A 20,751-nucleotide genomic window follows, 5' to 3' on the forward strand; every position below is an offset into this window, starting at 1 on the left:
GATATCAGGACATATCCGGCGCAATTCGCCGGATATTCTGATCGACACCATCCCCGATTTCACTGATGCGGCGGCTCGGCAACCTGATTGGCCGTGCGGAGAATGGCCGAAAGGTCGGCATCGTCGAAGGCGTCCTTGGAGATGCCTTTGACCTTGAAGGTCCTGCTCTCGCCGGGCGCGAAATTGACCAGCATATCGTCGACTTCGGCATTCGCGCCGATGCGGTCGACAAAGAGGCAGACATCGCGCAGGAACGACTGAGCGGTGATAGTCACGGTAATCCCGTCCGTCGTCTGGACGCTCTCGATGTCAAAGCGCGGCTGCGGATATTGCAGCTTCATGTCCTTCTCGAAGAACCACCAGGCTTCCGCATCGCCGAGGCGCGCGCGCAGAAATTCCCGGCGCGGATCGCCGGGCGTCGCAACCTCGGTCGGAATCTCGATATCGGTATTTTCGAACCGATCGCACAGGATGCGCCAGACATGGTGGCGGGCAAGCAGCTTGCCGGTGAAATCGAAACGCTCGACAGTGAAGGGCACGCGCCAGAACAGGGTTGCGTCGTTGACGGCGACAGCAGCCAGACCATCGCCGCGCGGCTGAATGGTGAGGAGATGCGGCGAGTAGCTATGCTTCAAGGCGTACCAGAGCGGTTTCTTCCTGCCGGCGCCGTCGACGGCTGCCCAGGAGGTGACCGGCCAGCAATCGTTGAGCTGCCAGACGATGGTGCCCATGCAGGTCGGCCGGTGCGAGCGCATGTGATCGATGCCGTAGCTGATCGCGCGTGCCTGATTGAGCTGCGTGACGAACAGCCAGTCGTCGAAATTCTGCGGATGGGGAAACCAGCCTTCCAACCCTTGCAGAAGCTTGTCGTTGCCGCCGGTTGCCTTCTGGTGATGCAGGACCGCGGGAGAGGCCGGCGCGCGGTCTTTCTCGCGCACGGACTGGGCAAGCGTTGCGAAGGTCGGCGGCGCCTGCCAGCCGAATTCCGAGCAGAAGCGCGGGATATAGTTGCGGTAGGTCTCGTAGCCCACCTCGTTCCAGACATCCCAGATGTGCCTGCAGCCGTGTTCATCGGCATTCGGGGCGATCTCCATCGAGCCGGAATAGGGGCTGCCCGGCCAATAGGGCCGGGTCGGGTCGATCTCGGCCACCAGCTTCGGCAGGAGATCGAGATAGTAGCCGGCACCCCACGGGCGATTGCCGAGTACATCCTGCCAGCCCCAGTCGAAATAGCCCCAGATATTCTCGTTATTGCCGTTCCAGATGACCAGCGAAGCGTAGGGCATGAGCCTTGTGATCGCCTCGCGCGCTTCCGCCTCGATCTCGCTATAGACAGGCTCTTCTTCAGGATAGGTGGCGCAGGCGAACAGGAAATCCTGCCAGACCATGATGCCGGCGGCGTCGCATTCCTCGTAGAACGTATCGGTTTCATAGATGCCGCCGCCCCAGACGCGCAGCATGTTCATATTGGCATCGCGGGCCTGGCCGATCCGTTCGCGATAGCGCTCACGCGTCACGCGCGGCAGGAAGCAATCGTCTGGGATCCAGTTGGCGCCGCGCGCAAAGACCGGCACGTCGTTGACGACGAGCGTGAAAGCCGAGCCGATCTCATCCGGGGTCGTATCCAACCGTACGGAACGGAAACCGACGCGCCGCTTCCAGCCGTCGAGCGCCGCGCCGTCGGAGCCGAGCAGCTGCAGGTCGAGATCGTAAAGCGGTTGGCCGCCCATGCCATGCGGCCACCAGACCTGGGGATTGTCGATGCGGCATTCGATCAGCGCATGGGTCTCACCTTGCGCAACGCGGACTTCCGCGCGCTTCCCGCCGATGGACAGGACGAGCGCCGCGCTATCCGTGCCCTTGTCGGCCCATTCGATCTCGACATGCAGGCGCGCCACGCCCTGGCTGCCTTGCAGGGTGATTTCCGGGCGGATGCCGCCGAGACGCGCCTTCGACCAGCTCTCGATGACAATCGGCTTCCAGATGCCCGAGGTGACGACGGTCGGACCCCAGTCCCAGCCGAAATTGCAAGCCATCTTGCGGATGAGATTGCTCGGGCCGGGATAGTTCTGTGGGATGTCGGCGGCGCTGCCGAGCTGCTTGCGGACCTCCTCGCCATGTTCATAGGCGGATTGGAAGTCGACGATCAGTTCGTTGCGACCGCTCTTCAGGTGATCGCCGATGTCGAAGCGATAGCTGCGATGCATGTTGCGGGTTTCGCCGAGCGCGGTTCCGTTCAGCTCCAGGCGTGCCGCTGTATCGAGGCCGAGGCAGGCAAGATCGATACGCTCGTCATCATCGCCATCCCAGTCGAAGGCGAGACGATAGCGCCAGGCGGAGCGGCCGATCCAGTCCTGCGAGATCTCGTTGACATCGAGATAGGGGTCGGTAATCAGCTGCGCGGCCATCAGATCGAGATGCACATTGCCGGGCACGGCGGCGGGGATCGAGTTGGGCAGGGCCGGGGCGCTGGAGGGCGCGCGAAGGCGCGAGATGGTCCAGCCGGTGTCGAGCGTCTGTCTTTTCATGTCATGTGTCCGTTATGAAATGGATGCCTCAAACAGCCTTTGGCGCGATGAACTGCAGGCCCGCCTGCAGGTGGCGGTTCATGTGATAGGCGTAGGCGATTCGATCCCGTTGTTCCAACGCTTCGATGATAGCGCGGTGTTCATGATAGGCGCTATCGACGGCTTCGCGAGAGCGCTTGCCGGCTTCCATGAGCCGCTGCAACAATGGCTGCAGAATGCCATAGACTTGTGACAGGGTCTGATTGCCGGCGAAGCCGACGAGAGCGGCATGAAATCTGAAATCAAGTTCCGCAGCCCCGGCTAGTTCCGCCGCGGCTTTCATTGCATCGTTGATGGAGCGAAGCCTTTCGATGGCGGTTTCATCAATCGTTTCGAAGAGAAGATCGCTGAGATTGACCTCGATGAGGCGACGAAACCCCTGAATATCGAGAAAGCTTTCCGCCGATATATCGATGGTGAAGGAGAAAAGGTCCATCAATGCCTGCTGGCGGCGATCCGTTATGACGGCGCCGACCTTCTGGCGGCTTTCGACGATGCCATAGGCCTTCAGGATGCGGATCGCTTCGCGCACCGTATTGCGGCTGGCATTGAACATGGAAGCGAGTTCGGCTTCCGAGGGCAGGGCGTCGCCGAGGCCGAGATTGCGTTCGCGCATCAGTCGCCGCAGCGCGTCGACCACCTGATCGACCGCCGAACCTCTATCCTCGATATCAGCGGTGTCCGCCACTATCATTCCTCCACTCTCGGAACCATATTGTTGGTCAATAAGTGGTGTCAAGTAATGTAGCACGATGGACATTTCGCTTTTCAGCGGTATTTTGACCGACAAATGGAGGAGATGTCGTATGGAAAGCTGCTGGCGCTGGTTCGGTCCGAAGGATCTCGTTCCGCTCTTGCATGCGCGTCAGGCCGGCGCAACGGGCATCGTCACGGCGCTACATGAGGTCTCACATTCGCGCGTCTGGACTCCGGCCGAAATCGAGGCACGAAAGGTGCTGGTCGAGGTGGCTGGATTGCGCTGGAGCGTCTGTGAATCGATCCCCGTTCCAAACGCCATCAAGCTCGGTGGAGCAAGAGCAAGGGCGGCGATCGGCGTCTGGAAGGACAGCCTCGCCAATCTCGCTCGCGCCGGCATAAAGACCATCTGCTATAACTTCATGCCGGTCGTGGACTGGACGCGCACGGATCTGCGCTTCGAAATGCCGACCACCGCGCTCGCCCTGCGTTTCGACATGGTGGAGTTCGTTGCCTATGACGTTTTCGTCCTGCGCAGGAAGGGTGCGGAAGAAAATTATGCGCCGGACCTGGTGCGGCGCGCCGAGGAGCGGCTGAAGGGGCTCTCGCCGGAAGACGTGCAACGGCTGGAGAACAACATCATCGCCGGTCTTCCGGGCGGTGAGGACAGCTATGGGCGTGAAGCCATCCGCTCAGCCATAGCCCTCTTCGACGGAATGACGGCAGAAGATCTCCAGGCCAATCTCGATGCCTTCCTGCGGGAGGTCGTGCCGGTCGCCGTCGAATTCGGTGCCCGGCTCGCAATCCATCCAGACGATCCGCCCATTTCGCTCTTCGGCCTGCCGCGCGTCGTGTCGACGGCGGCAGATCTGCGTCGTATCCTCGGCACCGTCGACCATGCCGCCAATGGCCTGACGCTCTGCGTCGGCTCGCTGGGGTCCCGCGCCGACAATGATGTGCTTGCCATCGCAAGCGAATTCGCGTCACGTATCAATTTCGCGCATCTGCGCGACATTGCGATCGAAGCCGATGGATCATTCGTGGAAGCTTCCCATTTGGAAGGGCGCAGCGATATGTATGCCATTCTGCGCACATTGCTCGCGGAGGAGGCAAGGCGTCGCAAAGAGGGCCGGGAAGACCATGTGATCCCGATGCGGCCGGATCATGGACATCTTGTCGGCGATGATATCGATAAGCCGACCAATCCCGGCTATTCCCTCATCGGTCGCCTGAAAGGTCTTGGCGAGCTGCATGGCGTCATCCATGCGATCGGCAAGGCGGGGCTTTGAACTTCACGGCATTTGCCATGCCATATCGATGAAATCAGGCAGCCGGAATAAAGCCTCCCGTTGCATATTCGATAGGCTTTTGCCTAAAGTTTAATCTTGTTATAATTTTGATTTTATTTAGTTTTTTCGTCTATCAATGTCCAATTCGCTAGTCTTCAAACTCGAATTGGCAAGGTCGACCTTCCATGAATTCCGTTTGGCCCGCCGCCCCGAACGACGATTTTCGGTCGCTTTTCAAGACGCATCCGTCGCCGATGTGGGTCTATGATCCGCAGACGTTGAGGTTTCTGATCGTCAACGATGCGGCTCTCGACCTCTATGGCTATGGCCATGCGGACTTCGCGGTCATGACCGTGCTCGACATCAGACCATCCGTGGAACGCGAGCGCATGCTGGACGCGGTGCACCACCGCACCGACATTGAGACGGCGCAACGCTGGACGCATCTGAAGGCGGGCGGCGAGACATTCGAAGTTCTGACCTATGGGCGGGAGATCCGCTTCGACGGCAAGATGGCGATCCTCGCGATCGTTCAGGATCGCACCGAGGTCAATGCGGCCCAACGACAGATCGACGCCACCCAGTCGCTGCTCGACAGCATCGTCGACAATCTTCCCGTCGGCGTCTTCGTCAAGGATATGGAGCGGGATGGCCGTTATATTCTGTTCAACGAAGCCTGCGGCGGCATCGTCGGGCACTCGGCGCAGGATATGATCGGTAAATCGGACAAGGCCATATTCTCCGATGAGCAGACGGCGCTTTTTCGGGAGCAGGACAGACTTGCCTTCGAGACTGCCGCGACCGTCTACTTTGAGGAAACCATCCACACGGCGGATGGCGCGTTACGTATCCTGAAAACGGCGAAGCGGGCTCTGCCCGCACCAACGGGGCAGGCGCCACGCTATGTTCTCGGCATTTCCCAGGATGTGACCGAGGAACGCAGCGTCGAGGCAAGGCTTGCGCATCTTGCCATGCACGATTCCCTGACAGGCCTTCCGAACAGAGCTTTCTTTTCCGAGAGCATCGTGCGGCAGGTGGCGGCTGCGACGCCAGCGAAGCCAATCGCGCTGCTCTATATCGATGTCGATCATTTCAAGCATATCAACGACAGCAAGGGCCATGCTGCGGGTGACATGCTCCTGCGCCAGGTTGCCGAGCGCCTCCAGCAGCTTGCCGAGAGGAGCGATCTGGTCGCGCGCCTGGGCGGTGACGAGTTCGCGCTGGTCTTGAGGATGACGGATGCCGGGCGTGCCCGCCGTTTCGCCGATCTGCTGTTGCAATCGCTTTCGGCACCCTTCGATCTCGACGGCGTCCGCGAACATGTGACCTGCAGCATCGGGATCGCCTTGGCACCTGAGCACGGCAACGATGCAGATGTCCTGATGCGGGATGCGGATCTGGCGCTCTATGCAGCCAAGGGCAGCGGCCGATCGACCTATCGCTTCTACCAGACCGAGATGCGGCTCGAAGCCGAACGGCGCCACCAGCTCACGGTGGAGCTTCGAGAGGCTCTGCAGAACGATGAATTCGAACTCCATTACCAGCCGATCATCCGGCTGGACGAGGACGCACTGTCCGGCTTCGAAGCCCTCATCCGCTGGCGTCATCCCAAGCACGGGCTCATCCCACCGGCTGAGTTCATTCCAGTCGCCGAGGAAACGGGCATGATCGTGCCGATCGGCGACTGGGTGCTGCGAGAAGCCTGCCGGACCGCCATGGAGTGGCCCGAAAACCTGAAGGTGGCCATCAACCTGTCTGTCTATCAGTTTCGTCATGCGAGCCTGCTGGCCACCGTCGTCTCGGCGCTGGGCGAGACGGGTCTTTGTCCCGGACGGCTGGAGATCGAGGTCACGGAATCCATCCTGCTCTCCGAGGTCGAGCAAAGCCTGTCGTTGCTGCGTGCCCTGAAGGAGCTTGGCATTCGCATCGCGATCGATGATTTCGGCACGGGTTATTCCTCGCTCAGCTATCTGCGCTCCTTCTCTTTCGACAAGATCAAGCTCGACCGCAGCTTCGTCGCCGGCATGGATGCCGATCCCGGCAATCTCGCGATCGTACGGGCCGTAGTCGGCATCGCCTCCGGCTTCAACGCCGTGACACTGGCCGAAGGCATCGAGACGGAGGCGCAACTGGCGAAGTTGCGGGCAGAGGGCTATCACGAAGTGCAGGGTTTCCTGCTTGGACGGCCAATGGCGCGCGAGGACGCTTTGGCGCGAATTCTCAGTGAGGCCTATCCCGCTCGGACTTTACGTGCCCGAAAACCAGCGCGTGGATGACCGCCGAAGCTGCTGAGGCGGCTATCGTGAAAACAGTCAAAAAATTTGGCACCTCGTTGTCGGGAAGGGTGATTGATCAACGTCCTTGGGATGGCCCATCGAAAAGGGCATGATACGATGAACCGCTCCAAGGAGACGAACATGACCGATGCAACAGATCAAACGCAATCCCAGCAGCCCCGAGTGCCGGTTCGCGGCGGCGTCGTGGCCTATCTGACCGTCGACGGCGCTGTGAAGGCAGCCGAGTTCTACAGCCGCGCTTTCGGAGCAGAACAGGTCTTCATGTATCCCGTCGATGAAAAAGGCCGGACCATGCATGTCCATCTCTACATCAACGGTAGCTCCGTGATGCTCGGTGACGCCTTTCCGGAATACGGCCATGCGTTGGAAAAGCCGCAGTCCTTCACGATGCAGCTTGTCGTCGATGATCTGGACTTCTGGTGGAAGCGAGCCGTCGATGCCGGAGCCGAAGTCGTCGTCGAGCCGCAAGTGATGTTCTGGGGCGATCGCTGGGGTCAGCTGCGCGATCCCTTCGGCGTCGCCTGGGCGATGAATGCGCCGGTCAACGGCTGATAATATAACGCCCTCGGTGCGGATCGCGCCGAGGGCACTTCTCTTGATGCGGCTGCGAAGGCGCTATTCAGCGAGCAGGGTCCGCGTCAGTGGATGCGCAGCATCCATCAGACCAGCCAGCACCGAGTAATGATGCTTGTCGGGCTCGATCACCGCAGCCGTCGAGGCACCAAGGCCGATCCAGATATTGGCAAGCAGCGCATTCAGGCGGATGAATTCCGCGCGTTCCGCGCCGCCGACCCAGCAGGTTAGGCGAATGCCGTCGATCGGCTCGAGAAGTGCGGGACTTTCGGCTCTCGCCTCGGCGTCATCGATGCGAAGCTCCCGGTTCATCTTGCGCCGCATGAGCGGGCGTAGGTCATGCACGCCAGAAATGGCAAGCACATGCCGGATGCGCTTGAGGACCGTTTCGCCGAGCGGCGATGTCGTCGTCATCATGCGGGCGACAAGCTGGCCGCCGGCAGAGTGCCCGGTCAGCACAATCGGACCTTCGACCAGATCGGCCGCTGCCGTAATGGCTGCCGCGATCTCCTTGCCGATTCCGCCGATGCTATTGTCCGGGCAAAGCGTGTAGGACGGGATCGCCACGGCATAGCCGGCCGCAATCGAGCCTGCGGCGAGGTGAGACCAGTAACTCTTGTCCAATTGCAGCCAGTAGCCGCCATGAACGAAAACCACCAATCCCTTGGGCTGGCTTTCGGGCAGAAAGAGATCGAAACGATTGCGCTCCGCCGGACCATAGACGAGATCGAGCTTTGCGCATCCCGCCGCCGTCGACCTGTCACGGAAAGACTTGGCTGGTTCAACCCATGCCGCCGGCCATTGATCGCCGTCGACGATGTAGGCGCCGTTGGTATAGGCGGCCTCCCAATCGGTGACCTTGAAATAGCTCATCTTCAGCTCCTTCTTTCTGCCGGTCGACGCTTGGGGGGTCAGGTCACGGCCGAACGCACGGCGAAGCGCGCTTCCTTCCACGATCCACTGCTCAGAATGTCCTCCAGCACCGTCACGGCTCGCCAGACGTCGCGATATGAGACATAGAGCGGCGTGAAGCCAAAGCGCAGTGTCGAGGGCGCGCGGAAATCGCCGATGACGCCGCGCTCGATCAGCGCCTGCATGACTTCGTAGGCGTTGCTATGGATGAAGGACACCTGGCTGCCGCGCTTTTCGCTGTCGCGCGTCGTCTCGAGCTCGACGCCGTATTGGCCGCATTTTTCTTCGACCAAGCGGATGAAGAAATCGGTGAGCGCTATGCTCTTCCGGCGCAAGGCATTCATGTCCACCTCATCCCAGATGGAGAGCGCCCCCTTCAGCGCCCGCAACGACAGGATCGGCTGCGTGCCGCAGAGAAAACGCTTGATACTGGCGTCACCGTCGAAGCTCTGTTCGAAGGCGAAGGGACGGGCGTGGCTCCACCAGCCGCTGAGAGGTTGAACGATCGATGCATGATGATGCTTCGCGGCATAGATGAAGGCCGGCGCGCCAGGACCGCCATTGAGATATTTGTAGGTGCAGCCGACGGCAAAATCAGCGCCTGCGCCATCGAGATCTACTGGAAGCGCGCCGGCGCTGTGGCAGAGATCCCAGATGACGAGGGCACCTGCCGCCTGGATACGCTTCGTCAGCGCCGCCATGTCGCGCAGCTCGCCGCTCTTGTAGTTGACATGATTGACAAGGACGACGGCGACGCTCTCATCGATCAGCTCTTCGATGGTGTCGGCATCGCGACCTTCGAGACGAAGCGTCAGGCCGGGGCGTGTCGAGACGACGCCTTCCGCCATATAGAGATCGGTCGGGAAGCTGTCGCCCTCGGCGACGATGACGTTGCGATCCGGTCGCATGGCGAGTGCTGCATGCAAGGTCTTGTAGATGTTGATCGAAGTCGAGTCGGTGACGACAGTCTGGCCTTCGGCCGCGCCTATCAGCCGGCCGATGCGGTCGCCGAGCTCAAGCGGCAGGTGAAACCATCCGGCGCTATTCCAGCTGCGGATCAGGCCGTTGCCCCATTCCTCCATGGCGGCCTGGCGGACTTCGGCAAAGACCTCATGCGAGGCGGCACCGAGCGAATTGCCGTCGAGATAGATGACGCCGGCCGGCAGGGCGAAGCGGCTGCGAAAAACGCGCAGCGGGTCGGCCTCGTCCATGGCCTCGACGGCCGCGAGATCGGGAAGGCTGTTCATAATGTCGTTGCCTCGTAAACTTATTCGCGAATGGTTTCTCGGGTGGCGGCTCCGCCACGACTGCGGCGGATGCTCGGCAGCGCCAGCATGATGAGCACGAAAAGGCCGGTTGCGAGCTTCAGGTTCGGCGGCGGCATACCGGCGGCAAGGCAGAGCGATACGAGCTGGTAGTAAATGATGGAGCCGACGAAGGGCGCCAGCAATTGACGCAGCACGGTCTGCTTGCCGGTGAAGGCTTCACCGATCATGAGCGCCGCCAGGCCGTTGATCAGGATGCCTATACCCATGTTGACGTCGGCAAACCCCTGCGACTGGACCATGAGGGCGCCGCTGGCGGCAGAAAAGGCGCTGGCGATGCCGACGCCGCCGATGGTGGCAGCCCAGACATTAATGCCCTGCGCCTCGGCCATGTCGGGATTGGAGCCGACGGCGCGCATGGCCGTGCCCTTTTCCGTCTTGAAGTAGAGGTTGAGGGCGATCAGCACGATGACCGCAAGCAGGCCGGCGATGATGATCTTGCTCGCCGGGAAGCCAGGCTCGGTAAACGGTACGACATCGAACACTGTCGGCGAGCCGAAGACGGAGAGGTTCGACTTGCCCATGATGGCGAGATTGATGCTGTAGAGCATCGTCGACATCAGGATGCCGGCGAGCAGCGTATGAATGCGGAAGCGTAAGTGAATGAAGGCCGTGCAGCAACCGGCGCCGAGGCCGACGACGAAAGCGGCGACAATCGCAAGCGGCGGCGCGACACCGGCAGCAAGCAGGATGCCGCAGACGCAGCCACCGAGCGGAAATGCGCCTTCGCTGGTCAGATCCGGAAAGCTCAGCATCCGGAAAGGGATCATGATGCCAAGGACGACGAAGCTCAGGATGAAGCTCTGCGCCAGCGTCACCGGGATGAGCGAGACGAAGCTCGAAACGGTTGTCTGAATGAAGTCCATCATGATCTCAGCTCACCAGCAGCATGCGGTCGGTCTTGACGGCGAAGTGGCCGATCAGCTCGGGCACGGTGATGCGCCGCTTGCCATCGCCGGTGATTTCGAGATGGACGCGGCCGGCATCGAGCATGATGATGCTGTCGCCGAAATCGACGGCGTGCTGCATGTTGTGCGTCACCATCAGGGTCGTCAGCTTCAGTGTTTCGACGGTGCGCACCGTTGCCTGCATGACGATATCGGCGGTGCGCGGATCGAGTGCGGCTGTGTGTTCATCGAGCAGCAGCACATCGGGCGAACCGCCGACCGCCATGATGAGGGACAGCGATTGACGTTGACCGCCGGAAAGAAGTTCAACCTTGGTGTCCAGCCGGTTCTCCAGGCCGAGGCCGAGAACGGCGAGGCGCTCCTTGTAGGCGGCAAGGCGGGCGGCATTCAGGCCGGGGCGAAACCCGCGGCTCTTGCCGCGCAGTTCCGCCAGAAGCATGTTTTCGCCGACCGTCATGCTAGCGGCGGTACCCTTCATAGGGTCCTGGAACACGCGGGCCAGGCGCGCGGCGCGCTTGTGGACCGGCATGTTCGTCACGTCGTTGCCGTTGATGAGGATCTGGCCGGAATCGAGGCCGAGAGCGCCCGAAATCGCGTTCAGCATGCTGCTCTTGCCGGCGCCGTTGGAGCCGATGACGACGCCGAATTCGCCAGTCTTGAGGGAGAGCGTCAGGCCGTTGAGTGCGACTTTTTCGTCAGGCTGGCCTTTATAGAAAACCTTGCGCGCGGATTTGATATCAAGCATCCGTGCCTCCCCTGCAGTATAGGGTTATGAAATGGCGGCGTCCCTGACGCCGCCATGGATCGGATTGATCCCTAGAAGATGCCGCCTATCACTTCGTGAAGCAATTGCAATCGGCAAGCGAAGCCGGGACTTCTGCGCCGAATGCCTTCAACACGGTCTTGTTGATGAGCGGCGCGTGGTCCTTATAGGCCGGAACGGAAGGCTTGATCGTCTTCGGATCGGCACCCTTGAGGATCTGCGCGGCGATCTTGCCGGCATTTTCGCCGACCTGCTCGTAGTTGACGGCAAAGCTTGCCGGCACGACGCCATTGCGGACAGCCGCGTCGTCGGAGTTGACGATCGGGATCTGTGCCTGGCGGGCGGCGGCGGCAACGGCCGGGATTGCCGGCTGCAAGAGGTTGGAAGCGGGCGTGTAGATCACATCTGCCTTGCCGGCGAGCGATGCGATGCGCTGCTGGATGTCATTGACGTTATCGACGCCGACCGGAACCACTTCGAAGCCGGCGGCCGGAGCGGCTGCCTTGACCTTGTCGATCAGCGCGACGTCATTGGCTTCGCCCGGATTGTAGGGCACGCCGATGCGCTTGGCATTGGGGAGCAGCTTCTTGGTAAAGGTCAGGATGGCCGAGATGTCCTGCAGGTCGCTCGAGCCGGTGATGCCGGTGTCACCCGCGTCCCACGACGGGACGAGCTTGGCGGCGACCGGATCGGTCACGGCGGTAAAGACGATCGGAATGCCGGAGCCTGCGAGCGCCTTCTTGGCGATCTGCGATACTGGGGTCGTCACCGTGTACATCAGCTTCGGATGTTCGGACTGCAGCTTGGCGATCATCTGCGGAACGAGCGAGGCGTCGAAGCTCGTGTTGCTTTCGGAATAGACGACATCCTTGCCTTCAACGAAGCCGTTGTCGGCGAGCGCCTTCTTGAAGCCGGCGATCGAAGCATTGAGCTGCGGATGTTCGCCGAAATTGGCGATCGCGATTTTGATGGGTTCTGCCGACGCGGTTGCAACGCTTGCTGCGAAGGCGCCGACGACAGCGAGGCCGGCCAGCCATTTGGACGTAGATCTCAGCATATTTTCCTCCCGGATGTGACAAGGAGCCGTGTTCCGCCGGCTCTCTTGCCAGGGATCATAGCGGCTGCTGCAATCCTGTCAATTTGTGATATATGATATACACCGCAGGCGCCTTTGATATATATTTTCCTGTTGCTGCCATATTATATATAATCTGCGGATGGGGAGGATCGGGACGAGCGCCATGCAGGATAAGGATGCGTTGAGCAAGACGGAGGCGGCCTATTGGCTGTTGCGGCACGATATCCTCAACACCAAGCTCAGGCCCGGTGCCTCTTTGCGGCTCGGGACTCTTCGCGATACCTATGGTGTCGGCTGGACGCCGCTTCGCGAGGCGCTCTCGCGGCTGGAAGCCGAGAAGCTTGTTACCGCGATCAGCAATCGCGGCTTCGCTGTCGCTCCGGTATCGCGCGCCGAACTGGAGGACCTGACGCGGGCGCGCATGGTCGTGGAGCTACCGCTTCTCATGGAGTCGATTGAAAAGGGCGGTCCGGATTGGGAATCGGCTGTTGTCACCGCACATTATCGCCTCTCACGCTGCAAGATCGTGCCGGACTCCGCCTCCGAGGAGATGGCGGACGAATGGGATGAGAAGCACAATGCCTTTCACGCTGCGCTTGTCAGCGCGGCAACGTCGAACTGGCTCCAGCGTTTCCAGTCCACCATCTCGGATCAGCTTCGCCGCCACCATCGTTTTCTCGGTCTTGCGCCGACGCAGCGCGCGGCCGCTGGCCTTTCGATCGGCTATGAAAAAGCAGTGGCCGCCTTGCAGGACGCCATGGCGATCGAGCATCACACGGCACTTATGGAGGCGGCCCTCGACAGGGATCTGGAACGTGCCAGGGCGCTGATGACCGAGCATATCGGCTATACGCTGCAGGTTTATATCCGCTCGGAGAATGAAATTTAGGTACGCCACAATATCCGATCATTCCAAATAGCATTACTATATCAACTAGTTAGATTGACGCGGCCGTCGAGTGGACGCTACCGATCATCCTTCAGTTTTCCTTTGCGGTGGTATCCCGTTCCAGGCCTTGGGGGTGATAGATGGGCAAGCGAAGTGCTGTACTGTTGACCAAGCGTACCGTCGACGCGGCTCGACCCGATCAGGACCGCTACCATATTTGGGATAGCGAGCTTTCAGGCTTTGGTCTTTGTGTTGTTCCCTCGGGGATGAAGACTTTCATCATTAAATATCGGACCGATGGAGGCGGGCGATCCGCCAACCAGCGGGTCTTGACCACAGGACGGTTTGGTCCCGTTACTGTTGAGCAGGCAAGAAAACTCGCCAAGGTTAAACTCGGTAGGGCGATGTCACGTTGTTCGCGTAATCCCCGACGAGACGCTTGTGGGCGAGTTTACGCAGTTGCGCGGGTGATGACTTTCCACTGCGCCATGGCGCGGATGCGATGAATGTGGGTGGTGAGGGCCGAGTGTTTCTGGTGCGGCGGCACGAAAAGATTTCTGACTGCTGAAAAGACCGAGATGAAACGCTGCAAGCCTGCGACGGATCGGAAACCCTGCATCATCCGCTCGCGTTTTCGAAGCGACACGTGTGAATTCTCCGCGCGATTGCTCAGGCCCTTGTGCGATCGATGTTCGACGCCGGGCATGACCTGCCGTTTTGCCGCTCCGTATGAGCGCAGTTTGTCGGTGACGATGCGCTTGGGCGACAGGCCCCGCTTCTTCAGCAATCTCACCAGCAATCGCCTGGCAGCCTTGGTATCGCGGCGGGCCTGGACGATCTTGTCGAGAACATAGCCGTCCTGATCAACGGCGCGCCAAAGCCAATGTTTCCGGCCGCCGATGGCAATCGCGACCTCGTCCAGATGCCAGATATCTTGCCGTCGCCACTGGCGCTGGCGCTCAGAGCCGGATAGCCATCGGGACCGCAGTACTCGGCGGCATGACAACAGGAACGGTCCTCGCGATCTTCTATGTCCCGATGTTCTTCGCCTTGGTGAGCTGGCTGTTCCATCGCAAACGGCTCGACGCGAGGTCAGACACTTTGGTCCCGAGTTCCCAATCCTGAGGAGCACTTATGTCTACATCCAACGAAGTTGCCAGCAAGCCCAGCCCGATTCGAGACCGGGGAATCCTCGATGTTATCGACCGGATGAACGCGGAACGGCGTCATCCCGACCGAAGCGCGTTCGAAACCCAAGGTCACGACGCTGAATCCTTTGCCGGCTTTGGCTTTTCGATCCATCCCGATCAGGGCGACCTCATCTACCTCCTTTGCCGGGCGATGGGGGCAAAGCGCGTCGTCGACTTCGCCACGTCTGTCGGCATGTCCGCGATCTACTTCGCCGCAGCGATGCGCGACAACGGCGGCGGCCTTGTGATCGGATCCGAACTGGTGCAGGCGAAGATTGACGTCGCGCGCAGCAATCTCGCCGACGCGGGCCTGGCCGAATATGCCGAGATCCGCCAAGGAGACGCGCGGCAGACCCTCCGCGACCTCGGGGGACCGCTCGATTTCGTTCTGATCGACGGTTGGCCCCAGTTCGAGGGACCATCGCTCGCCCGCCAGGTGATCGAGATGGTCGTGCCACAGCTTCGCGTCGGCGGCTACGTGCTGAACGACAACGCCGAACCAGACTTTCTCGAATTCGTCCGCGACCCAGTGAATGGTTTCATCTCGATCATGCTGCCGATCAAGCGTGGAACCGAGCTCGCTCTCAAGGTCGCCTAGGCCGAACCCGTGATCGACTTGGGTTCGATATACGAGAACACAGATAACGGAACGTACCAATCGCAGAGGGTGTAACAAGTGCAGACAGCGGTGCTTACCCCTATCGAATAGCGCGGGAGCAAGAGATGACTGACATATCGAGAAGAGACTTCATAACGGCCGTATCGGTGATGGCGGGCGCCACCTCTACGGTCGCCCCTGGCTCGAGTGGAGTGCTGGCGGCTGATAGAAATGGATTCATGGCCGCGTCGTCAACCGGACCTGGCCCGGCTGGAGAGCGGCCATCGCGAAGACCCGGAATCCAGAGAATCTATGCTCTGTGCGAAGTTACCGGCGGTGGCCAGAAGGTCTATGGCATCGCCGTGGAGTATGACACGGACATAGATGCCGCCAGTCTTGCGCTCGACACCTATTCCGCAGGCGTAATTCCAGCGGCACGCGGCTTCTTTCCCGGAATGCCCCAGGAGCCAGACAAGAACGCCACGACAGACGCTACTCAGTCACGCCCGGTGTTCGCCATCTATACAAATTCGGAAGCCACACTGCGTAGCGATGGCACGGATGTTGCTGGGAAGTTCGTCATCGCGGAATTCCGGTACGATCCGGATCTCAGCCTTCCAACGACCGACAGCGACAAGGTGACTCTGATCCAGGTCAAAGACATCAGGACGCAAGGCGGTGCGATCTATGCCGCGGCAAAGACTATCTGGGACAACGCCGGGTCTCACGGCAACAGCGTCGTCATTCGCGGTGTTGATGCCTGGGAGCAGAACCACTGGTGGTGGGACGATAGCCGATCTGCCTGGCTCGAATATAGCATCTATCTGCCGAAGTCGTTTCTGAAGAAGGGCGGTGAAAACAAATCCTATCCACTTCTGCTCGCGATCACCCATTCCGGCACCAGCTACGACGGGACTTGCGCCCAGACGCTGACTGAGCAATGCATCGCCACCATCTGGAGTTTGCCGGAAGAGCAGGAGCGCCATGAATGTGTGATCGTCACGCCGCGTTATGAGCGCACTACGATGAACGACTACTGGGAGCACACGTCGGACGTCGAGAACACCCACAAGCTCGTACAGATGCTGCTGTCTAATACTTGGAACTACGGTAATCCCAACCTCAAAGATCGAACGGACAAGGTCCTGAAGATCGATCCGAAGAGGGTCTACTGCACGGGGTGGTCCATGGGAGCCATGACCTCTCTGTGGCTGATGGCGAAGCATCCGGAAACCTTTGCCGCCGGACTGATCATTGCCGGACAGCAGCGGCCCAGCGACGTTGCAACCCTTGCGCATCAGAGGCTGCTCATCATTACGGGGACCGAAGATGACAAGGCCACGCCGTGGAACGAAAAGTGCGTACCCGTCTGGCAAAAGGGAGGGGCAAAAGTGACTCGCCCTTCAGAGCGCCTCGATCCTTCGCTCATCTTCCCTGTCGACGACCAGAAGCTGCTCACTGACCAAGTCCAGGGATACTTGGCGAAGGGAGGAAATATCACCTTCTTGACGTTCGAGGGCGTCGACCACATGGCTTCCGCTCGCAAGTTCTTCTACATCCGCGCCGCCAGGGACTGGCTATTCCAATATAGCAAACGCTAAAAGCAGGCATCCAAGGACTGACTGTTTGATCACGAGCCCTGCCAACTCGGGACGATAGCTATGTGCAGGGCGAGGTGATCGGCTAACCACAGCACTAATCTTGGTCTTGCGCGATCCTTACGACGTTAATCGCAACCGGATTTCAGTGCCTATTTTAGCGTCAAACTAGTCAGAACTCCGACCACTCCTGTTGGAGATGCTTAAGCGCGGCATTGCCCTGCGTGACTGGAACGGCGCGTGCAGTATGCCGGCCCGTTGTCGGGGCTGAAGCAGGCCGGGCGACGGGCCTCGCCTGTGGCTCCATGCGCTCGGCTTGGCCTGTGCGGAATGCGCTCAGGAGCTCGCCAAGACGCTTACTCTCTTCGGCCAAACCGGCACCAGCCGCGTTCATCTCTTCGACCATGGCGGCATTCTGCTGTGTCGCCTGGTCCATGTGATTGACGGCGCTGTTGATCTCCGAAAGACCCATGGACTGCTCCTGAGCGGCAGTGGCGATCGCATCCATGTGCTGATTGATCTGCAGGACCAGGTCGGCGATGGCTGCAAGGCCCTCGCCGGTGTCGTTGACGAGCTTCACGCCCTCACCGACGGCGGCTTCAGAATTGCCGATCAGAGCCTTGATCTCCTTGGCGGCATTGGCCGAGCGCTGGGCAAGTTCGCGCACTTCCTGGGCGACGACGGCAAAGCCTTTGCCGGCTTCACCCGCACGCGCCGCCTCGACGCCGGCGTTGAGCGCGAGCAGATTGGTCTGGAAGGCGATCTCGTCGATCACGCTGATGATCTGGCTGATCTGTTTGGACGAATGCTCGATCCTACCCATGGCATTGACGGCATTATTGACGACTTGGCTGGAGTTTTCTGCTCGTAACCGGGCGCCGCGGACCAGATCACGCGCATCGCCAGTTCGCTTAGAGGTCGATTGGACATTGGCCGTAACCTCTTCGAGAGCCGCCGCCGTCTCTTCCAGCGACGCGGCCTGCTGCTCGGTGCGCTTGGAGAGGTTATCGGAAGCCTGCGAGATCTCGTAGCTGCCGCTGTTTACGAGTGACGCGGCCTGGTCGACCTGGGACATGGCAGCGCGCAGCTGGCTGACCGATGAATTGAAGTCGTGACGCAGAGCTTCGAACTGCGCCGCCAGCGGCGTTTCGATCTCGCAGCATAAGTCGCCGGATGCCAAATGACGAAGTCCTGTCGCAAGCGAGCCCGTCGCCAGCGACAGCCTCTGTTCGGCCTCTGCTTCGGCACGGCGCTGGACTTCGACGCGTTCATTCTCCGACGTAACGCGGGCCTCGGCGGCTTCGGCTTCCAGTACCTTGTTGCGCAAGGCTGACTGCTGGAACACCTGTACGGAACGTGCCATGGCACCGATCTCATCACGCCGTTCGACGCCACCGATCAGGGCCGAGAGATTGCCATGGGCGAGCTCCGTCATCGAATGGGTTAGCGTCCCGACAGGCTTGGTAACACGAAAGACGATGACGCAGATCCCGGTAATGCTCAGAACCGCGGCAACAAGGAAGGTGAGCCCGTAGGCGATCAGGCTGACGAATGCATCATTCTGGCTGGCGGCTGCCTCGACGACCATGCCATCTGCGGCTGCCGCAGCGGTGTTCGTGATGGTCAGAAGCGCGGCATTGCCAAGCGGGCGCCAGTCGTCGAGAGACATGGCCTTCTTCTCACCGGCTGCGAACCTCGCAAGTAGCGCGGTGTGTTTTGCTGCAAAGTCGCCGCTGAAATAGGTCGAGCTGCCGACCTTATAGGCGTCCTTGACGACCTGTGGTGTCGAGGGATGATTGACCAGAGTGCCGATCTGTCCCCAGGTGAAATTCGCCGTGTAATCGAATTGCTGGATCTTGCTGACGTCTTCAGGCTTCATCGCCTCTCCAGAGGCGAGCGTGTTGACATACAACAGGTTTGCGGCACCCGCCGTCGCGCGGGTGTACCATGTCAGTGCGCGGATCTGGATCAGTGCCGTCATTGAGGGATCACTCGTGCGGATCCGGCTTTCAATGGCGGTCGAACCTGTCTCCAACGCAGTCAAGAGCTGCTGACCGACGTCCAGCGTCGTGGCCTGCAGTGTGGGATCGCGATCGGCAAGCTTCTTGGCGACTTCGCTGTCGAGCTTTGAGCGGAATGCGACCACCCGATCGTAGGCGTTCATGACGTCACCAATCGGGGCTTTGAGCGTCTGGTCGTCGATGTTTGCAAAGACCGATTTTGCATCGACCATGTATTTGTCGACGATGCCCCTGTCCGTTTTCAACAAGGCAAGCGTTGCATCTTGCGCGCCAAGCTCAAGTTTGGCGAGTGACGACCCGTCGCCTCGCTCGTTGCGAAAGTTGGCGAGTGTTTGGAAGAGAGCGCGGTCGAGCACGGTGAACTTCGAGACGTCGGCATAGATGCTTTCGCCGCGATAGGCATCGAGCATCGAAGATCCCGTCAGCACGCACAGAGCGATGCTGAGAAAAAGGAAAATTCCAACAAGTATATTGCGAAGAGAAAAAATCATAATTGCTCACCTACGTTCGGGGTGCCGTAACGCTAACCCGCTTCGTCAAAACCAGTATTTCTGGAGCCCTTGTGGTGAAATTTCTAAAAGAAAAGCAGTCCGTGAGCCGTCGAGGCGCCGCTCGACTACAGGCGCGTCATGCCCTGTCCAATCCAAGACGAAGCTAGCCAAGCTTTATTGAAACAGAATTAATGGCGCTGCCTCAAGATGCATGAGAATAGTTATAATCTCATCCATTTCCGGTTAAATGACGAGTTTAACTGCTATTTGTTTTACGAATATATTAGATTAAGCGAAATGTTTTTGATTAGCTAAACCTGCGATCGAGTATTGATTTTGAATTCGGTCCTGATTTGCTCATTCTTTCCAACTGGCCGTGACGCAGTCAAGCTGAGACACGCGCATGAAACGCTTCGTTATTCTGAACCAACTGTGGGTCACCGCGAAACGGAAACTGGGTAGGTTGAGTATGAAATTCAAGACGGGCGAGGTCGCCAAGTTACTTCAGCGAACGCTCAGGCTGAGCCACAGTGGTCTGGTCAATGAGGCATTCCATAAGACGCCTCGCGCTCTTATCATTTATTTTCACAGGCTGGCTGGTCTCTTAGCTAAAAATATGGGTAGGTCGCCGGTTCAGATCCCTTCAAGAGCTGAGATGAGGTAAATGCCGCGAAATTGGATGCGCGAAATGTGTAACGACAATATCTTTACGGATCTTGTAAAGATATTGTCGTTACGCTATGTGGGGGCAAACAGGAGTTTCCCATGCCGACCTCACACACGAGCAAAAGCCCAGATGCAAGCGTATCGCTGAATATGCGCATCAAGCCTGCTACCCGCAACTTGATCGATCGCGCCGCTGAGTTGCTCGGTAAGACGCGCACGGATTTCATGTTGGAGGCTTCCGAGCGCCGAGCCGAGGAGGTGCTGCTCGACCGCACTATCTTCACGGTAAGCCCCGAAATTTATGCTGAATACCTTGCCCGGCTCGACGCACCTACGCAGCTCAATGAGCGTTTAGCACGCACCATGTCGACCAAAGCGCCGTGGGATGAGGCGTGACCCTCAGCGCACCGGCCCCCCCGGCCGATCATCATGAGCTAGCCGAGTTCAATTCCGGCGTCCTTGAACTGGACGATTGGCTGCGGCGCCGCGCCCGTTCTAATCAAGCAAGCGGGGCATCGCGGACCTTCGTCGTGTGCGAGGAGAGCCGCGTCATCGCCTATTACGCGCTCGCTTCAGGCGCCGTCAAACAGCCGGAAGCGCCTGGCCGTTTTCGGCGCAATATGCCTGATCCAATTCCGGTCGCTGTGCTTGGTCGCCTCGCCATTGATCAATCCTACCAAGGGCGCGGTATCGGCAGGGCCTTGGTGCGCGACGCGGGCCTGCGCCTGCTCAATGCCGCCGAAGTACTTGGCATCCGAGGCATGCTGGTTCATGCGATTTCAGATGACGCACGAGCCTTCTACGAGGCCGTCGGCTTCCTGTCTTCTCCTTCCGAGCCCGTGATGCTGATGGTCGGATTGCATGACCTCAATAATGCGCTAAACCCATAG

Annotated in this window: 18 protein-coding genes and 1 pseudogene; 10 read left to right on the top strand and 9 right to left on the bottom strand. The window is 59.7% G+C overall.

The genetic code is table 11. From position 1 onward, the window contains the following. Nucleotides 1-59: 59 nt before the first annotated feature. Nucleotides 60-2,528, bottom strand: coding sequence for a glycoside hydrolase family 2 protein (locus tag GA0061100_RS28360; RefSeq protein WP_075856199.1), 2,469 nt, complete (start codon nucleotides 2,526-2,528; stop codon nucleotides 60-62). Nucleotides 2,529-2,556: 28 nt separating this feature from the next. Then, nucleotides 2,557-3,261: a FadR/GntR family transcriptional regulator gene (locus tag GA0061100_RS28365; RefSeq protein WP_075856200.1), complete on the bottom strand. Its 705-nt coding sequence runs from the start codon at nucleotides 3,259-3,261 to the stop codon at nucleotides 2,557-2,559. 112 nt (nucleotides 3,262-3,373) lie between these two features. Here GA0061100_RS28365 and uxuA point away from each other — a divergent pair, with 112 nt between their 5' ends. The 3 genes from uxuA (at nucleotide 3,374) to GA0061100_RS28380 (ending at nucleotide 7,401) form a co-directional block, all read left to right on the top strand. Next, nucleotides 3,374-4,552, top strand: a complete 1,179-nt coding sequence (gene uxuA / locus GA0061100_RS28370; protein ID WP_075856201.1) for a mannonate dehydratase — start codon at nucleotides 3,374-3,376, stop codon at nucleotides 4,550-4,552. Nucleotides 4,553-4,737: 185 nt separating this feature from the next. Further along, nucleotides 4,738-6,828: a putative bifunctional diguanylate cyclase/phosphodiesterase gene (locus GA0061100_RS28375; protein WP_075856202.1), complete on the top strand. Its 2,091-nt coding sequence runs from the start codon at nucleotides 4,738-4,740 to the stop codon at nucleotides 6,826-6,828. A 141-nt stretch (nucleotides 6,829-6,969) separates the two neighbouring features. Further along, nucleotides 6,970-7,401 (top strand): VOC family protein, encoded by a 432-nt coding sequence (locus GA0061100_RS28380; RefSeq protein ID WP_075856228.1) that lies wholly within the window; start codon nucleotides 6,970-6,972, stop codon nucleotides 7,399-7,401. 63 nt (nucleotides 7,402-7,464) lie between these two features. On the opposite strand, the gene GA0061100_RS28385 is transcribed toward GA0061100_RS28380, so the two are convergent. From GA0061100_RS28385 to GA0061100_RS28405, 5 genes are all read right to left on the bottom strand, one after another. Beyond that, nucleotides 7,465-8,295 carry an alpha/beta hydrolase gene (locus GA0061100_RS28385; RefSeq protein ID WP_075856229.1) on the bottom strand — a complete coding sequence of 277 codons (831 nt, stop codon included), beginning with the start codon at nucleotides 8,293-8,295 and terminating at the stop codon, nucleotides 7,465-7,467. 38 nt (nucleotides 8,296-8,333) lie between these two features. Next, entirely contained in the window at nucleotides 8,334-9,581 is a 1,248-nt protein-coding gene (gene kynU / locus GA0061100_RS28390; protein ID WP_075856203.1) for a kynureninase, read from the bottom strand. Between the two features lie 20 nt (nucleotides 9,582-9,601). Continuing rightward, entirely contained in the window at nucleotides 9,602-10,525 is a 924-nt protein-coding gene (locus tag GA0061100_RS28395; protein WP_075856204.1) for an ABC transporter permease, read from the bottom strand. Nucleotides 10,526-10,532: 7 nt separating this feature from the next. Continuing rightward, a complete protein-coding gene (locus GA0061100_RS28400; RefSeq protein ID WP_075856205.1) occupies nucleotides 10,533-11,312 on the bottom strand; it encodes an ABC transporter ATP-binding protein in 780 nt (259 codons plus the stop codon). A gap of 88 nt (nucleotides 11,313-11,400) precedes the next feature. Next, the gene (locus GA0061100_RS28405; protein WP_075856206.1) at nucleotides 11,401-12,387 is read right to left on the bottom strand and encodes an ABC transporter substrate-binding protein; all 987 of its coding nucleotides are present in this window, start codon (nucleotides 12,385-12,387) and stop codon (nucleotides 11,401-11,403) included. A gap of 184 nt (nucleotides 12,388-12,571) precedes the next feature. Between GA0061100_RS28405 and GA0061100_RS28410 the strand changes: the two genes are divergently transcribed. Both GA0061100_RS28410 and GA0061100_RS28415 read left to right on the top strand, forming a co-directional pair. Further along, the gene (locus GA0061100_RS28410) at nucleotides 12,572-13,297 is read left to right on the top strand and encodes a GntR family transcriptional regulator (RefSeq protein WP_075856207.1); all 726 of its coding nucleotides are present in this window, start codon (nucleotides 12,572-12,574) and stop codon (nucleotides 13,295-13,297) included. A gap of 140 nt (nucleotides 13,298-13,437) precedes the next feature. Further along, complete coding sequence (locus tag GA0061100_RS28415) at nucleotides 13,438-13,803, top strand: Arm DNA-binding domain-containing protein (protein ID WP_244557976.1); 366 nt, start codon at nucleotides 13,438-13,440, stop codon at nucleotides 13,801-13,803. Here the strand turns inward: GA0061100_RS28415 and GA0061100_RS28420 are convergent. Further along, a pseudogene (locus GA0061100_RS28420) lies at nucleotides 13,749-14,240 on the bottom strand (IS6 family transposase); the annotation flags it as partial. The gene GA0061100_RS28415 and the pseudogene GA0061100_RS28420 sit on opposite strands and share 55 nt — an antisense overlap. Nucleotides 14,241-14,272: 32 nt before the next feature. Between GA0061100_RS28420 and GA0061100_RS34165 the strand changes: the two are divergent. The 3 genes from GA0061100_RS34165 to GA0061100_RS28435 all read left to right on the top strand — a co-directional run bounded on the left by GA0061100_RS34165 (nucleotide 14,273) and on the right by GA0061100_RS28435 (nucleotide 16,686). Beyond that, nucleotides 14,273-14,422: a hypothetical protein gene (locus GA0061100_RS34165; RefSeq protein WP_244557979.1), complete on the top strand. Its 150-nt coding sequence runs from the start codon at nucleotides 14,273-14,275 to the stop codon at nucleotides 14,420-14,422. A gap of 9 nt (nucleotides 14,423-14,431) precedes the next feature. Next, the gene (locus GA0061100_RS28430; RefSeq protein ID WP_075856208.1) at nucleotides 14,432-15,085 is read left to right on the top strand and encodes an O-methyltransferase; all 654 of its coding nucleotides are present in this window, start codon (nucleotides 14,432-14,434) and stop codon (nucleotides 15,083-15,085) included. Nucleotides 15,086-15,210: 125 nt separating this feature from the next. Next, complete coding sequence (locus GA0061100_RS28435; protein ID WP_075856209.1) at nucleotides 15,211-16,686, top strand: prolyl oligopeptidase family serine peptidase; 1,476 nt, start codon at nucleotides 15,211-15,213, stop codon at nucleotides 16,684-16,686. A gap of 169 nt (nucleotides 16,687-16,855) precedes the next feature. Here GA0061100_RS28435 and GA0061100_RS28440 read toward each other — a convergent pair whose 3' ends face one another. Further along, nucleotides 16,856-19,195 (bottom strand): methyl-accepting chemotaxis protein, encoded by a 2,340-nt coding sequence (locus GA0061100_RS28440; RefSeq protein WP_075856210.1) that lies wholly within the window; start codon nucleotides 19,193-19,195, stop codon nucleotides 16,856-16,858. Between the two features lie 765 nt (nucleotides 19,196-19,960). Here GA0061100_RS28440 and GA0061100_RS28450 point away from each other — a divergent pair. Then, nucleotides 19,961-20,257, top strand: a complete 297-nt coding sequence (locus GA0061100_RS28450; RefSeq protein WP_075856212.1) for a type II toxin-antitoxin system TacA family antitoxin — start codon at nucleotides 19,961-19,963, stop codon at nucleotides 20,255-20,257. After that, nucleotides 20,254-20,751, top strand: coding sequence for a GNAT family N-acetyltransferase (locus tag GA0061100_RS28455; RefSeq protein ID WP_075856213.1), 498 nt, complete (start codon nucleotides 20,254-20,256; stop codon nucleotides 20,749-20,751). The genes GA0061100_RS28450 and GA0061100_RS28455 overlap by 4 nt, the downstream gene beginning before the upstream one ends.

The sequence above is a fragment of the Martinezella hainanensis genome, from assembly GCF_900094555.1.
Lineage (GTDB): Bacteria > Pseudomonadota > Alphaproteobacteria > Rhizobiales > Rhizobiaceae > Rhizobium > Rhizobium hainanense.

Excerpts from the sequence above, each read along its gene's own strand:
- GA0061100_RS28430 (WP_075856208.1), top strand. The coding sequence starts at position 14,432 with ATGTCTACATCCAACGAAGTTGCCAGCAAGCCCAGCCCGATTCGAGAC.
- GA0061100_RS28400 (WP_075856205.1), bottom strand. The coding sequence starts at position 11,312 with ATGCTTGATATCAAATCCGCGCGCAAGGTTTTCTATAAAGGCCAGCCT.
- GA0061100_RS28440 (WP_075856210.1), bottom strand. The coding sequence starts at position 19,195 with ATGATTTTTTCTCTTCGCAATATACTTGTTGGAATTTTCCTTTTTCTC.
- GA0061100_RS28375 (WP_075856202.1), top strand. The coding sequence starts at position 4,738 with ATGAATTCCGTTTGGCCCGCCGCCCCGAACGACGATTTTCGGTCGCTT.
- kynU (WP_075856203.1), bottom strand. The coding sequence starts at position 9,581 with ATGAACAGCCTTCCCGATCTCGCGGCCGTCGAGGCCATGGACGAGGCC.
- GA0061100_RS28365 (WP_075856200.1), bottom strand. The coding sequence starts at position 3,261 with ATGATAGTGGCGGACACCGCTGATATCGAGGATAGAGGTTCGGCGGTC.
- GA0061100_RS28385 (WP_075856229.1), bottom strand. The coding sequence starts at position 8,295 with ATGAGCTATTTCAAGGTCACCGATTGGGAGGCCGCCTATACCAACGGC.
- GA0061100_RS28360 (WP_075856199.1), bottom strand. The coding sequence starts at position 2,528 with ATGAAAAGACAGACGCTCGACACCGGCTGGACCATCTCGCGCCTTCGC.
- GA0061100_RS28380 (WP_075856228.1), top strand. The coding sequence starts at position 6,970 with ATGACCGATGCAACAGATCAAACGCAATCCCAGCAGCCCCGAGTGCCG.
- GA0061100_RS28415 (WP_244557976.1), top strand. The coding sequence starts at position 13,438 with ATGGGCAAGCGAAGTGCTGTACTGTTGACCAAGCGTACCGTCGACGCG.
- GA0061100_RS28405 (WP_075856206.1), bottom strand. The coding sequence starts at position 12,387 with ATGCTGAGATCTACGTCCAAATGGCTGGCCGGCCTCGCTGTCGTCGGC.
- GA0061100_RS28450 (WP_075856212.1), top strand. The coding sequence starts at position 19,961 with ATGCCGACCTCACACACGAGCAAAAGCCCAGATGCAAGCGTATCGCTG.
- GA0061100_RS28410 (WP_075856207.1), top strand. The coding sequence starts at position 12,572 with ATGCAGGATAAGGATGCGTTGAGCAAGACGGAGGCGGCCTATTGGCTG.
- GA0061100_RS28395 (WP_075856204.1), bottom strand. The coding sequence starts at position 10,525 with ATGGACTTCATTCAGACAACCGTTTCGAGCTTCGTCTCGCTCATCCCG.
- GA0061100_RS28435 (WP_075856209.1), top strand. The coding sequence starts at position 15,211 with ATGACTGACATATCGAGAAGAGACTTCATAACGGCCGTATCGGTGATG.
- uxuA (WP_075856201.1), top strand. The coding sequence starts at position 3,374 with ATGGAAAGCTGCTGGCGCTGGTTCGGTCCGAAGGATCTCGTTCCGCTC.